This window comes from Streptosporangium lutulentum (genome assembly GCF_030811455.1).
Taxonomy (GTDB): Bacteria; Actinomycetota; Actinomycetes; order Streptosporangiales; family Streptosporangiaceae; genus Streptosporangium; species Streptosporangium lutulentum.
Map to the genome: position 1 here is coordinate 3,851,380 of NZ_JAUSQU010000001.1, position 13,261 is coordinate 3,864,640.

The window sequence follows — 13,261 nt, forward strand, 5'->3', positions numbered from 1 at the left end:
ATGGCCGGCTTCCTGCAGCAGATCATCGAAGGGCTCGGCGCGGGCGCGATCTACGCCAGCCTGGCCCTGGCCCTGGTGTTGATCTACCAGTTCACCGGGATCGTCAACTTCGCCCAGGGTGAGCTGGCGATGTTCTCCACCTACATCGCCTGGCAGTTCACGGCCGCGGGCCTGCCGTTCTGGCTGGCACTGGTGCTCACGCTGGCGGTGTCCTTCGCGGGCGGCATGCTCATCGAGCGGGTCGTCATCCGTCCCGTGGAGGGCGCCCCCGAACTGACCGTGGTGATCGTCACCGTGGGGCTGTTCATCTTCGTCAACGCCGCCGCCGGATGGATCTGGACGTTCCTCATCAAGGACTTCCCCAATCCGTTCCCCGGCGGCGCGATCGAGGCCGGCGGGCTCAGCGTGGGGTATTCGACGCTGGGCATCCTGGTCGTGGTCGGCCTGGTCATGGGCCTGCTGTACCTGCTCTTCCAGCACACCAAGATCGGCCTGGGGATGCGCGCGGTGGCGACCAATCCCTCCTCGGCCCGGCTCGTCGGCATCCGGGTGGGCTGGACCCTCGCGCTCGGCTGGGGACTCGCCGCCACCGTCGGCGCGGTGTCGGGCGTTCTGGTGGCCCCGCTGCTCTTCCTGGAGCCCAACATGATGGGCGGCGTCCTCATCTACGCCTTCGCCGCGGCGACCCTCGGAGGGTTCGACAGTCCGCTGGGCGCGGTGGTGGGCGGCCTGATCGTCGGCGTCGCCGAGACGCTCGCCGGCGCGTACGTCGGCTTCATCGGATCCGACCTCAAGGTGGGCGTGCCATTGGTCATCATCCTCTGCATCCTGCTGTTGCGGCCCCAGGGCCTGTTCGGCCGAGCGGTGGTGGAGAGGGCATGAGCGGGCCGGCGGAAGTGACCGAGAAGAAGGCCGTGCGAGCGGACGTACCCACCCGTGGGCGGTCCCTGGCGCGCGTCGCCACCGCGCACTGGCGGTGGATCGCGGTGGCGCTGCTGCTCGCGGTGGCCCTTTACGCGCCGTTCCAGCTCGTGCCCTTCCGCGTCTTCCAGCTCACCATGGTGCTGGTCTACGCGGTGGCGCTGCTCGGACTGAACCTCCTCGTCGGGCACGCCGGTCAGATCTCCCTCGGGCACGGCGCCTTCTTCGCCGTCGGAGCCTACGGGTCGGCGATCATGCTCGACCGGTGGGAGCTGCCGCACCTGGCGACCCTGCCGATCGCCGCCGCGGTGGCGTTCGCGATCGGCCTGGCGCTCGGCCTGCCCGCCATGCGCCTGCGCGGGCTCTACCTGGCCCTGGTGACACTGGCCATCGCCGTCTTCCTCGTGCCGTTGCTCAAGCGGTTCGAGGCGCTGACCGGCGGTTCCATGGGGCTGACACTCGGCAAACCGGTACCGCCGGCGTGGACGGGGCTGGCCGAGGACCAGTGGCTGTACTTCCTGGCACTGGCCGTGGCCGTCCTCGCCTTCCTGCTCGCCTACGGTCTGCTGCGCTCGCGCGTCGGCCGCGCCCTGCACGCCATCCGGGACAACGAGGCGGCGGCCGAGGTCATGGGCGTGCGGCTGTCGTTCTACAAGACGCTCGCCTTCGCGTGGAGCGCGATGTTCGCGGGGGCGGCGGGCTGCGTCTACACGTGGGTCATCGGGTTCGTCTCCCCGGACTCGTTCGTCCTCACGCTTTCGATCACCCTTCTGGCGAGCATCGTCGTCGGCGGCCTCGGCTCGTTCGCGGGACCGCTGCTGGGCGGGCTGTTCATGATGTTCGTCCCGAGCATCTCCCAGGACGTCAACGACGCCGCGCCCGGCGTCATCTTCGGCTTGTTGATCATCGCGGTGATGTACGTCGCTCCGACAGGTCTTGCCGGACTGGCGGGGCGCGTGACGCGCTCGATCACAAAGATTCTCCGGAAGGAGTAGGAAATGCGGGTATCTGCGATCGGCTGTACGGCGGTGACGGCGACCCTGCTGGTCGCCCTGGCGGCCTGCGGGGGGAGAGAGGCCGCCACGCCGAGCACGGCGGCGTCGGGGTCGGGATCCGGGGAATGCCAGGGGCAGCAGACCACCGGCATCACGGACACGAGCATCAAACTCGGCGGCATCTACCCTCTTTCGGGGCCCGCTTCCGCGTACGGCGACATCCCCAAGGGCATCAAGGCCTACTTCGACTACGTCAACGCCGAGAAGAACGGCATCGCCGGCCGCAAGGTCGAGTTCGTGGTGCGCGACGACGGCTACCAGCCGCCCAAGGCCGTCGAGGAGGCCAGAAGGCTCGTCGAGCAGGAGCAGGTGTTCGCGCTCTTCCAGACGCTGGGCACGCCCTCGACGGCGGCGACCTGGGACTACACCAACCAGCAGAAGGTGCCGCAGGTCTTCGTCGCGACCGGCGCGTCGATGTGGGGTACGGACACCGCGCACCCGTGGACCATCGGCTGGCAGCCCAACTACATCTCCGAGGCCCGCGTCTACGCGCAGTACCTCAAGCAGGAGCGGCCCGACGCCAAGGTGGCGGTGCTGTTCCAGAACGACGACTTCGGCAAGGACCTGCTGGGCGGGTTCAAGAAGGCCATCGAGGGCAGCCAGGTCACGGTGGTCGCGGAGCAGAGCTACGAGGTCTCCGACCCGAGCGTGGACCCCCAGATGCGCAACCTCGCCGAGTCCAAGGCAGACGTTCTGCTCAATGTGACGACGCCCAAGTTCGGCTCCCAGGCGCTGGCGGCCGACGCCAAGAACACGAGCTGGAATCCGCTGCACATCGTCAACAACGTCGCCGCCTCGGTCACCGTCCTCAAGCCGGTCGGCTTCGAGAACGTGCAGGGCGTCGTGTCGTCCACGTACTACAAGGACCCCAACGATCCGAAGTGGGCGGACGACCCGGAGATGAAGCTCTACAACGAGAAGATGAAGCAGTACGCGCCCGACGCCGATCCGACCATTCCCTACCACGCCTTCGGATGGGCGGCGGCCAGCAGCTTCCAGAAGGCGATGGAGGCGGTGAAGTGCCCGACCCGCGAGGGACTGCGCGACTCCCTGCGGGCGCTTCAGAACGTCCAGGTCGACATGCTGCTGCCGGGAGTCACGCTGAACACCGCGGCGGATGACGGCTTCCCCATCGAGTCCATGCAGCTCATGGAGTTCAAGGGCGAGCGCTGGGAGCTCTTCGGCGACGTGATCGACACCCGTAAGGAGTTCGGCCCGCTGACCGACTGAGCGCCGGACCGCCCGGAAGTCGTCAGGCCGCTTTCCCGGAGAAGTCCCCGATCCCGCTCTGCGCGGGGTCGGGGACTTCTCCGTGTGTCCCGGTCCCCTCGACGTGACGCGGAACGACGAGCGCGTGTCGCCGGTGCGCACGCGTGGTGTACGGCTCTCCCCGTCGTCGCCGTCATGATCGCGGGGCCCCTGAACGTTTCAGGATCGCGGCACGTTCTCTCACCGGTCGTGCCAGGTCACACCCCTCCGAGCCGGGTGAGGGCGGGCACGGCCTGTCGTCGCGTGGCCTCCGATGCGACGCTTCACCATGCCGGCCGGTTCGACGGTGGTCATCGCGACGGTCGTCGGCCCGACGCCAGCCGGTTCGACGCCAGCCGGTTCGACGCCGGTCGGCTTGGTCGGGAAGCCGGGTTCCGGCCGGTCCGGACGAGGTCCCGAGGTGGACTTCGCTCATCTCACAGGAGGATGGATGCGCAGAGTACGAACCCTGCTGGCCGCGGTCGCCCTCGCCGGTGGCCTGGCGGTCTCGACGGGTGTGGCGCCCGCGCAGGCCGCCGTGCTCCGGAACGTCTACTACGGCTCGGACGACTGCTACCGATACGGGAACCACGGGGTCCAGAACGGTTACTGGACCTCGTTCACCTGCACCTTCGTCAGCACCGGGTCGGCCTATCCGCCCTACGGCCTCTGGTTCCTCTACGCGTGAGGCCTCCGGCGCGGCCGGTCGACCAGAGGCGTCACGGACCCGACGTCCTCCGCCCGTCCGCCGGTCACCCGGGCGTCAGGCAAAGGGCTTGCGGGCGGCGAAGCGTTCGATCATGCCGAGTTTGAAACGGTCGTGCCGTTCCACGGCCAATCCCATGGCGCGGACCAGCGGCAGCGGGCGGCGGCGGAAGTGCTCACCCTGCAACGGAACGCTCACCAGGTCGGCCGCCGCCTGCAGCACCCGGATCGGCCAGGACGACGAGGCGACGTGGTCGGCCAGCAGCAGCAGGCCGCCCGGTCGCAGCACGCGGTCCATCTCGGTGAGCGCCCGTGACTCGTCGGGGATCGCGCACAGCGAGAACGTGCAGACCACCGTGTCGAAGCACGCGTCGGGGAAGGGCAGTTCCTGCGCGTCGGCCTGCCGGAAGTCGGTCCGCAGGCCGAGCGGCCCGGCGCGGCGCCGGGCCACCGCGAGCATCGCCTCGCTCCACTCCACGCCGGTCAGCCGCACGCCGTCCGGGTAGTGCCCGAGGTTCAGGCCGGTGCCGATCGCGACCTCCAGCACCTCGCCGGAAGCCTGCCGGCAGACCCACTCGCGGGTGTCGCCGAAGAAGCGGCGCTCGGCGAACGCCATCTGCCGGTCGTAGGTCACGGCCTGGCGGTCCCAGTATGCGCGTAACCGGAGGTCCCGCCCGTCGAAGTCGGCCACCGCGCCACCAGCCCTTCTCTCGGTTCCCCGAATCTACCTACCGGGATCACCGTTCGCGCGCCTCCGGCTACGAAGCGGAAACCCGCCCGGAGCCGCACCCGCGGCAGACGGGAATCGCCGCCCTTCAGGACGGAGTGGATGTCAACGCGCTCGCGTCGTTCACACGCGTGCGGACCGCGCCGCCCGGCGGGGAAAGCCCACGGAGGAAGAGGGCCCGAGGTTCGGTCGCGGACGCGTCGGCCCCACGCGTCGGCCCGACAGGTCGGAGAGGATCAGTCGCCGAATTCGTTCTGCACTCCGCGGGGGACGAGCGACGAGATGTAGTGCCGGGGAAAGTGATCCTCGACGGAGAGCGCGGTGGGCAGCGAGCGGGTCAACTGGAATTTCCCGGCGACGAACGCCAGATTGGCCAGAAGTATCGCCGAGACACCCGAAGTCTGGGAGGTCGGGTTCATGCTTTCCCTCCATTCTCCCTCCGGGGGCGGAGAGGAATGGCCGAGATATCCCAGCAGGCCCGTCAGCGTGTCACGACGCGGAACCCGATACCGGTACTCGCGCCCGAAGTGCTGGAACGGCCCTGACACCGCAGGCGGAAGGTGCGGAACCATGTCGTCGTTGTAAACGTGGCGAACGACCTTCTCCCGAAGGAATTCGTCGTCCTGGCAGGCTTCGGCGAAATCGGGATTGCCGATCATCGGCTGGCCGAAGGTGTAGACCGCTTTCAGACGGTCGGCGAACACCTCCCGATACTTGCTCTCGTGTCTCATCATGACGGCCATGAGCCCGGCCATCGCGCCGCCCGAGCTGTGCCCGGTGATGTAGAGCGCCTCAAGGCCGCCCTCCATCGGGGGAAGGCCGGGGCCGTGGGCGCCGTCGGAGGACGAGACGCCGGCCGGCCCGCGTTCGCAGGCGCGCCGCAGGGTGTTCATGACCTCGTAGCGCGTCGCCCGCGTGTTGCGGTAGAAGCCGCCGTGCACCGTGGGGTGGCGATCTCCGATCTGGTAGCTGATCCGTTCCGGCTCAAGGTCGAGGTTCGTCATCCAGTTGATGAGGCTTAACGGTTCCGTGCCCCTGTAGCACAGGATGGCGACCTTGCCGCTCCTGCTCTGGATGACGAACGCCGTCGAGCGGAGGAACAGCGCGTCGACGGACAACTGGATCATCCGGCACCGGTTGCCCTCAAGTCCCAGCCTCGCCATGATCATGGAGACGGTCTCCGGGCCCGCGTAGGCGTAGGCCGAACACGTCGCCATGACGTACGCGATTTCAGGATCCGGATGCGCCCCGGCGCGCAGCAAGCGCTCCTCCAGATCCTTGTAGACGGGAAATCCCGGAGTCTCACGGCGGCCGAAGGGCCGGAGTTCCTCATAGGTCGGAGCCCTCGACTCCCACGTCCGCAGCCCGCCCGTCTCCGGCTCCTTTTCCGGCCGCCGCCCCACCGGACCCGTTCTCTCGAACCTCCGAGTGGTCCCGGCGGTATCCACAGCGTCCACGTCATGCGCCTTCCGGTCATGTGCAGGGATGACACTCGCCACCTGATTGCGATTGCGACCAGAAATGGGGCAAATGGCCGTCACCGGCAGCGTGAGGTCCATCGGGCCTGGCTTGTCTAGTGCACTTTCCTCGGCCTTCCGAGAGCAAACCCCGGTGCTCACCAACTCATTTCCATGGACCGCACAAGGAACGGATCGCGTCGTGAGGCGCTGCGATTCGAAAGGGAAAAGGGAGAGTTTCGTCGCCCGCCCCGCCCCGTCGCGGAATCGGCCGTCGGCCCCGGAGGAAGAGCGCGAGGCGGCCCCCGTTAGGCTCCGCCTACGATCGTCGACGTCGAAAGGAGTGGTCGTGTCCGCCCGCATCGCGCTCTTCTCGCTCGGTGGCACGATCGCCATGACCCCCGGCGCCCAGGGTGGCGGCGTCCAGCCCACGCTGACGGGCGAGCAGCTCCTGGCCGGGGTGCCCGGACTCGCCGATCTCGACGTCGAGATCGAGGCGCGAGACTTCCGCCGGCTTCCCGGCGCCTCCCTGAGCTTCGACGACCTCAGGAGCCTGGCGAACGCGATCGGCGACTGCGACGCGGACGGCGTCGTGATCACCCAGGGAACCGACACCATCGAGGAGACGGCCTACCTCCTCGATCTGCTCCACACCGGCCGGACCCCGCTGGTGGTGACCGGAGCCATGCGCAATCCCACCATGGCCGGCGCCGACGGCCCGGCCAACGTGCTCGCCGCGATCGAGGTGGCGGCCGATCCCGCCGCACACGGGCGCGGCTGCCTGGTGGTGTTCGCCGACGAGATCCACGCCGCCTGCCGGGTCCGCAAGACCCACAGCACCAGCGTCGCCACCTTCGCCTCTCCCAACGGCGGCGCGCTCGGCCACCTCGTCGAGGGCAGGGCGCGGTTCCTCTCCGCTCCGGGCGAGCGGGTCACCGTACGGCTCGCACCGGAGGCGGGCTTCCGCCGGGTCGCCCTCGTCACCGCGACCCTCGGCGACGACGGGGAGATCCTGCGGGCGGTCGCGGACCGCGCCGACGGCCTGGTGGTCGCCGCGATGGGGGTCGGCCACGTGCCCGAAAGCTACCTCGACGCGCTGACCGAGCTCGCCGGGCGCATGCCCGTCCTGCTCGCCTCGCGCACCGGCGCCGGATCCGTGCTCTCCCGCACCTACGGCTACCCCGGTTCCGAGAGCGATCTCCTCGCCCGGGGGCTGACCGGCGCGGGTTTCCTTCATCCGTACAAGGCGCGCATCCTGCTCACCGTCCTGCTGACCGCGGGCGCGTCCTGGGACGAGATCGTCGAGACGGTCTCCAGAGCGGGGGCCGTCCGCGCGTGACCGGCGGGCCCTGCCGTCGCGAGGGTCGTGTCAGGAGGCCGCGCGGGCGTGGCGCTCGCGGGCCTCCGGTGAGGATCGCCGATGTGCGGAGAACGGGGCTAGCGGGTCTCGGCGGCCATGCGCAGGCCCAGGGTGATGAGAACGGCGCCGCTGACCGCTTCCAGACGGCGGCGGACCACGGACCGGCGGAACCACGCTCCGGCGCGTCCGACCACCGCCGCCAGGGCAAGGTACAAGGCGATCTCGACAGCCACCTGCAGCAGCGCGAGGAGCGCGGTGGTGGAGAACAGCGGCCGGTCGGCCGGCACGAACTGGGGGTAGAAAGCGATCATGAAGGCTGCGGCCTTCGGGTTCGCGAGCATCACGAGGGCTCCCTCGCCGAAGGCTCCCCACCAGCTCCGCTCGGGGCCGGACAGCGCGTCCTCGGCGAGCTCCGGCGTCGTCCCGCTCCTCCTGCTCCGCCACACGGCGCGCCACGACTTCAGCCCGAGGTAGAGCAGGAAGCCCGCACCGACCACGCGGAGAACGAGGAAGGCCACCTCCGAGGCGGCCACCAGAGCCGCCAGACCGGCGGCGGCGAACAACGCCCAGGCGTACAGGCCGGCCTCCAGGCCCAGCACCGTCGGCACCGCTCCCCTGAAACCGTGCAGCGCAGCACGGCGTAAGATCAACGCCATCGCGGGACCCGGTGATGCCGAGATCAGGACGACGGCGAGGACAAAGGCAGGCAGAGACGCGACGAGATCCATGACCTGGATCATGCTTGAGCCCGTCGTTCCGCCACAACCGTTTTTCTCGGCGTGAGAGTCTCTCGCGGCCCCCGCCCGCCTGACGTGCGAGGACGTCACCACGCCGTTCTCCGTCGGCGGTACGGCGGGCGACGAGCCGGAGCGATCGGCGCCTCGTCCCGGCTGTGATCGCCGGTGGCCGTGACCTCATCGCTCCTCCGGCCGGGGGGACCCGGCTCGTGATTGGCCCGATTTGCCTCCAACATATGATTTGTATGTCCAAAAGGGGTAGATATGCGCCTGTTATGGCGCGAAGTCCCACCGGAAGTGCGGAAGGAGGCGGTCATGCCGGTCCTCAGCCGACTGCCCGTGCCACGGGGAAGCTCGAAGCACGCGGAGCCGGGCCGCCTGGACCGAGACGCGGGCGTCGCGGTCGGGCACGCGGGCCGCCCGGCCCCTTCGACCGTTCCGGTCGCTCCCGCCATTCCAGCCCCTTCGGTCGCTTCGGCGCGGCAGGGCACGTGGACCGGTGCGCCGCGCCGGTGCACCGCCGGATGAGCGCCGGTGCCCAGCCGGGCGAGGCTCCGGCCACATACGGTCAGGAGGGTGCGGACCCTCGTCGATGGAAGGCGCTGACCGTCTGCCTGGTCGCCGGTTTCATGACGTTGCTGGACGTCAGCATCGTCAACGTGGCGCTTCCCACCATCCGTACCGGCCTGGACGCCCCGCAGAGCACGCTGCAGTGGGTGGTGTCCGGGTACGCCCTGGCCTTCGGGCTGGTGCTGGTGCCCTCCGGCCGGTTCGGCGACATGTACGGCCGGCGCAACGCGTTCATCTTCGGCGTCGTCCTCTTCACCCTGACCAGCGCGGCGGCCGGGATCGCCCAGGACCCCGTCTGGCTGGTCCTCGCGCGCCTCGTCCAGGGGGTGGCCGGCGGGATGATCAATCCGCAGGTCAGCGGCCTGATCCAGCAGCTTTTCCGGGGTTCGGAGCGAGGCCGGGCCTTCGGCCTGCTGGGCGCCACCATCGGCATCTCGACCGCGATCGGACCGCTGCTCGGCGGGCTGCTCATCTTTCTCGGCGGTGAGCAGCAGGGGTGGCGCCTCGTCTTCTACGTCAACGTGCCGATCGGCATCCTGGCCGTGGCCCTGGCATACCGCTACATCCCGCTGGTGAAAGCGGAGAAACGGAAACGGGAGAGCATCGACCCCGTGGGCGTGCTGCTGCTCGCCGTCGGCGTCGTGCTGATATTGCTGCCGCTCGTGGAGGGCCAGCAGTGGCACAGCCCCGAGCGGTGGCTGCTGCCGCCCGCCGGACTCGCCGTGATCGCCGGCTTCGTGATCTGGGAACGCCGGTACGGACGGCATAACCGGCCGGTCGTCGACCTGTCCCTGTTCGGCAGGCGCTCGTACGCTCTCGGCGCCCTGCTCGCGGCACTCTACTTCGCCGGTTTCACCGCGATCTTCTTCATTCTCACCCTGTACCTGCAGAACGGCCTGCACTACTCGGCCCTGGAGGCGGGTCTGGCGACCACGTCGTTCGCGGTGGGATCGGCCGTGACCTCCGTACTGGGCGGCCGGATCATCACCCGGCTCGGCCGCCCGCTGGTGGTGTGGGGGCTGGTGCTGGTCGCCGTCTCGCTGGCCGTCACGGAGTTCATGGTGCGGCTGATCCCCGGCCAGCACGTGGGCTGGGCGATCGCGGTGCCGCTCCTCGCCGCGGGCCTGGGCAGCGGCCTGGTGATCTCCCCGAACCAGACCCTGACCCTGTCCGAGGTGCCGGTCGCCGGGGCCGGCACCGCCGGCGGCGTCCTGCAGACGGGGCAGCGGATCGGCTCCTCCATCGGCATCGCGGCGGTCGGCTCGGTGTTCTTCACGACTGCCTCGTCGAACGGAGACTACGCCCTGGCGTTCCGGCACGGGCTGCTGATCACCATCGCCTTCGTACTGGTGGCTCTGGTCGTCGCCCTCGTCGACGTGACCGCCGACAACAAGATCGGCCGCCGCATCGCCCGCCGGTTCACCCACCGCTGAGCGGACGGGCGCCGGGACTCCTCCCGGCGCGGGCCTCACGCGGGCCACGGCCGGGTCGTGTCCGGGTGACGACCACCACGATCACCTCTGCACCCGCGCGGGGTGTGTCACCACCCCGATCACCTCAGCGCGGGCTTGGCCACCCGGGGAAGCACGCCCTCGCCGAACCAGTACGCCTCCTCCAGGTGGGGGTAGCCGGACAGGATGAACTCCTCGATGCCGAGCGAGGCGTACTCCTCGATCCGCTCGGCGACCTGGGAGTGGCTGCCGACCAGCGCCGTGCCGGCGCCGCCGCGGATGAGGCCGACCCCGGCCCAGAGGTTCGGGTAGATCTCCAGATCGCGGGCCGTACCGCCGGCGAAGCCCTCGTGCAGCTCCAGCATCCGCTTCTGCCCGACCGACTCGCTGCGGCCCAGCGTCTTCCTGGCCGACACGATGTCCGCCGGGTCGAGCGCGGCCAGCAGCCGTTCCGCCTCCGCCCAGGCGTCCCGCTCGGTGTCACGGGTGATCACGTGCAGCCGGATGCCGAACCGGATCTCGCGCCCTTTCTCCTCGGCCAGCCCGCGGATCCACTTGATCTTCTCGGCCACCTGGTCCGGGGGCTCGCCCCAGGTCAGGTAGACGTCCACGTGCTTGGCCGCGACCGGCCCCGCGGCCTGCGAGGAACCGCCGAAGTAGATCTCCGGGACGAGCTCGGGCACCTCCGCGACCATCGCGCCGTCGACCTGGTAATGCCTGCCGGTGAAGTCGTACGGCGTGCCGCTCCACGCTCCGCGCACGATCGACAGGAACTCGTCGGTCCGCGCGTAACGCTCGTCCTTGGAGAGGTGGTCGCCGAACCTGGCCTGCTCGGCCGTCTCCCCGCCGGTCACCACGTTGAGCAGGAGCCTGCCACGCGAGATCCGCTGGTAGGTGGCGGCCATCTGCGCTGCCAGGGTCGGCGACATGAAGCCGGGCCGGAACGCGACGAGGAACTTCAGCCGTTCCGTCTCACGGGTCAGCGCGGCGGTGACCAGCCACGCGTCCTCGCACCAGGTGCCGGTCGGGGTGAGGACGGCCTCGAAGCCGAGCTGCTCGGCCGAACGGGCGATCTGCGCCAGGTATTCGATGTCCGGCGGCCGGAACGGGGCCGACTCGGAGCGCCCGTACCTTCGCAGGAGGCCGGGTCCGCCACCGGTGAGGACCCGGCTGTCGCCGGAGGTGGGCAGGAACCAGTGGAATTTCATCGAATGCCTCCAATATGAATGGTCTCCGGCCCGAACCGCGAGGTGGGCGTTCCGGCGGCCTCATCGGGGCCGGTCGCCCGAAGGCTCCCCGGCCGCGAGGGAAGCGTCACGGGGTGCTCTCCAGGGCCGCGTCATACCGGGTGTCGACCACGTCGGCGATCTTGACGGGGACGGGGATGAGCTTGGCCTCGCTGAACGCGTCGGCCACGAGCTGCTCGCGGGCGACGACGTCCCCTGCGAGCTTGAGGTCCTTGAACTGGCCGCGGTCGATCGCCACGGAGACGACCGCCTGGTCCACACCGGTGAGCTGGGAGAAGACCTTCGCCCACTCCTCCTTGTGGCCGTTGGCCCACTCGTGGGCTTTGCGGATGCGCGCCACCCAGTCGCCCAGCGCCGCCGAGCGGGCCGGGTCGGCGAGGGCGTCCTGGCCGGCGATCTGGAACTCGAATCCGTTGGCGTAGCCCTCGCCGTCGACCAGGATGCGCGCCTTGGTCTGGGCCTCGGCCTGGGCGGTGTAGGGATCCCAGATGGCCCAGGCGTCGATCTTGCCCGAGGAGAGCGCGGCCAGGGCGTCCGGGGGCTGGAGATACTGCGGCTGGATGTCGGCGAAGGTCAACCCCTCCTTCTTGAGTACGGCCAGCAGGTGGAAGTTGGCGGAGCTGCCCTTGGCCACGGCGACGCGCTTGCCCCGCAGGTCGGCGGGAGTCTTGATCGGCGAATCGGCCGGGACGACGATGGCCTGGCCGCCGATGCCCTTCTCCGAGACCGCGACGATGGAGATCTTCGATCCCGCGGCGGCGGCGAAGACCGGCGGGGAGTTGCCGACCGCGCCGAAGTCCAGGGAACCGGCGTTGATGGCCTCCAGGATCGGCGGCCCGGAGGTGAACTGGGCCCAGGTGACCTTGTATTTGACGTCTTTGAGCTGTCCCGCCGCGGTGAGGAGCGCCTGCAGCCCCGTCCCCTTCTGGTCCCCGACCCGGAGCGTCACCTGGGAGAGGTCGACCGAGCCGTCCGCTCGTACGGCCTGCTCCTCGCCTCCGCCGCAGGCGGCCGTGACGGTGAGGAGCAGGGCGGCCATCAGAATGGCGACACGGCGTTTCACGTTGTTCCCTCCGGGGTGACGCCGAGCCTGGTGAGCAGGGTCGAGCGCAGGGCGATGAGATCTCGATGATCGCGGTGGCGAGGCCGGGGCAGGTCCACCCTGGACTCGTGGGCGATCACGCCCCGGTCGAGCACCAGGATGCGGTCGGCCAGGAGCATGGCCTCGTCCACGTCGTGGGTGACGAGCAGGATGCCGGGACCGTGCCGTGTCCAGAGATCGAGCACGAGCCGGTGGATGGTGATGCGGGTCAGCGCGTCCAGGGCGCTGAACGGCTCGTCCAGCAGGAGCAGGTCGGGCTCGCGGACCAGTGCCCTGGCCAGAGAGGCCCGCTGGGCCTCTCCTCCGGACAGGGTGAGCGGCCAGGCGCCGTGCAACTCGCCGAGCCCGACCTCCTCCAGCGCCGCCAGCGCGGCGGCGTGCGGGTCGGGGGTCCGCAGCCCGAGCGCGACGTTGGCCAGGACCCGTTTCCACGGCACCAGCCGGGGTTCCTGGAAGGCCACCGCGACGGTGCCGTCGACCTCGGCCTCGCCCTTCGCCCCGGGGTCGAGCCCCGCGAGCACCCGCAGCAGCGTGGACTTGCCCGAACCGCTCCGGCCGAGCAGGGCGACGAACTCTCCCCGGCGGATCTCCAGATCGACGCCGTCGAGAACCCGCCGCTCGCCGAAGGTCCGGGTGAGGCCGTTCACCCTCACCGTCGGCGCCGGGATCGCGGCCCTTCTG

Annotated in this window: 12 protein-coding genes; 6 read left to right on the plus strand and 6 right to left on the minus strand. The window is 69.9% G+C overall.

Going from position 1 to position 13,261, the window contains the following annotated elements; all coding sequences use genetic code 11:
- From J2853_RS17200 to J2853_RS17215, 4 genes are all read left to right on the plus strand, one after another.
- Positions 1 to 882 (plus strand): branched-chain amino acid ABC transporter permease, encoded by an 882-nt coding sequence (locus tag J2853_RS17200; RefSeq protein ID WP_307559123.1) that lies wholly within the window; start codon positions 1 to 3, stop codon positions 880 to 882.
- A complete protein-coding gene (locus J2853_RS17205; protein ID WP_307559125.1) occupies positions 879 to 1,916 on the plus strand; it encodes a branched-chain amino acid ABC transporter permease in 1,038 nt (345 codons plus the stop codon). Before J2853_RS17200 ends, J2853_RS17205 begins: the two co-directional genes overlap by 4 nt.
- A 3-nt stretch (positions 1,917 to 1,919) precedes the next feature.
- Complete coding sequence (locus J2853_RS17210) at positions 1,920 to 3,206, plus strand: ABC transporter substrate-binding protein (RefSeq protein ID WP_307559127.1); 1,287 nt, start codon at positions 1,920 to 1,922, stop codon at positions 3,204 to 3,206.
- 469 nt (positions 3,207 to 3,675) lie between these two features.
- A complete protein-coding gene (locus J2853_RS17215; protein ID WP_307559129.1) occupies positions 3,676 to 3,912 on the plus strand; it encodes a hypothetical protein in 237 nt (78 codons plus the stop codon).
- 75 nt (positions 3,913 to 3,987) lie between these two features.
- On the opposite strand, the gene J2853_RS17220 is transcribed toward J2853_RS17215, so the two are convergent.
- A complete protein-coding gene (locus J2853_RS17220) occupies positions 3,988 to 4,620 on the minus strand; it encodes a class I SAM-dependent methyltransferase (RefSeq protein ID WP_307559130.1) in 633 nt (210 codons plus the stop codon).
- Positions 4,621 to 4,892: 272 nt separating this feature from the next.
- A complete protein-coding gene (locus J2853_RS17225; RefSeq protein ID WP_307559132.1) occupies positions 4,893 to 6,113 on the minus strand; it encodes a lipase family protein in 1,221 nt (406 codons plus the stop codon).
- A 349-nt stretch (positions 6,114 to 6,462) separates the two neighbouring features.
- Between J2853_RS17225 and J2853_RS17230 the strand changes: the two genes are divergently transcribed.
- Positions 6,463 to 7,452, plus strand: coding sequence for an asparaginase (locus J2853_RS17230; RefSeq protein WP_307559134.1), 990 nt, complete (start codon positions 6,463 to 6,465; stop codon positions 7,450 to 7,452).
- 98 nt (positions 7,453 to 7,550) lie between these two features.
- Here the strand turns inward: J2853_RS17230 and J2853_RS17235 are convergent, their stop codons facing one another.
- Complete coding sequence (locus tag J2853_RS17235; RefSeq protein WP_307559136.1) at positions 7,551 to 8,201, minus strand: LysE family translocator; 651 nt, start codon at positions 8,199 to 8,201, stop codon at positions 7,551 to 7,553.
- A 533-nt stretch (positions 8,202 to 8,734) separates the two neighbouring features.
- Here J2853_RS17235 and J2853_RS17240 point away from each other — a divergent pair.
- Positions 8,735 to 10,213, plus strand: a complete 1,479-nt coding sequence (locus tag J2853_RS17240; protein ID WP_307559138.1) for an MFS transporter — start codon at positions 8,735 to 8,737, stop codon at positions 10,211 to 10,213.
- 119 nt (positions 10,214 to 10,332) lie between these two features.
- Here J2853_RS17240 and J2853_RS17245 read toward each other — a convergent pair whose 3' ends face one another.
- From J2853_RS17245 to J2853_RS17255, 3 genes are all read right to left on the minus strand, one after another.
- Positions 10,333 to 11,439 carry an LLM class flavin-dependent oxidoreductase gene (locus J2853_RS17245; protein ID WP_307559140.1) on the minus strand — a complete coding sequence of 369 codons (1,107 nt, stop codon included), beginning with the start codon at positions 11,437 to 11,439 and terminating at the stop codon, positions 10,333 to 10,335.
- A 106-nt stretch (positions 11,440 to 11,545) separates the two neighbouring features.
- On the minus strand, positions 11,546 to 12,541 hold the full coding sequence (locus tag J2853_RS17250) for an ABC transporter substrate-binding protein (RefSeq protein WP_307559142.1): 996 nt from the start codon (positions 12,539 to 12,541) through the stop codon (positions 11,546 to 11,548).
- On the minus strand, positions 12,538 to 13,248 hold the full coding sequence (locus J2853_RS17255) for an ABC transporter ATP-binding protein (RefSeq protein ID WP_307568704.1): 711 nt from the start codon (positions 13,246 to 13,248) through the stop codon (positions 12,538 to 12,540). Before J2853_RS17255 ends, J2853_RS17250 begins: the two co-directional genes overlap by 4 nt.
- Between the last annotated feature and the right edge of the window lie 13 nt (positions 13,249 to 13,261).

Excerpts from the sequence above, each read along its gene's own strand:
- J2853_RS17200 (WP_307559123.1), top strand. The coding sequence starts at position 1 with ATGGCCGGCTTCCTGCAGCAGATCATCGAAGGGCTCGGCGCGGGCGCG.
- J2853_RS17205 (WP_307559125.1), top strand. The coding sequence starts at position 879 with ATGAGCGGGCCGGCGGAAGTGACCGAGAAGAAGGCCGTGCGAGCGGAC.
- J2853_RS17210 (WP_307559127.1), top strand. The coding sequence starts at position 1,920 with ATGCGGGTATCTGCGATCGGCTGTACGGCGGTGACGGCGACCCTGCTG.
- J2853_RS17215 (WP_307559129.1), top strand. The coding sequence starts at position 3,676 with ATGCGCAGAGTACGAACCCTGCTGGCCGCGGTCGCCCTCGCCGGTGGC.
- J2853_RS17235 (WP_307559136.1), bottom strand. The coding sequence starts at position 8,201 with ATGGATCTCGTCGCGTCTCTGCCTGCCTTTGTCCTCGCCGTCGTCCTG.
- J2853_RS17240 (WP_307559138.1), top strand. The coding sequence starts at position 8,735 with ATGAGCGCCGGTGCCCAGCCGGGCGAGGCTCCGGCCACATACGGTCAG.
- J2853_RS17245 (WP_307559140.1), bottom strand. The coding sequence starts at position 11,439 with ATGAAATTCCACTGGTTCCTGCCCACCTCCGGCGACAGCCGGGTCCTC.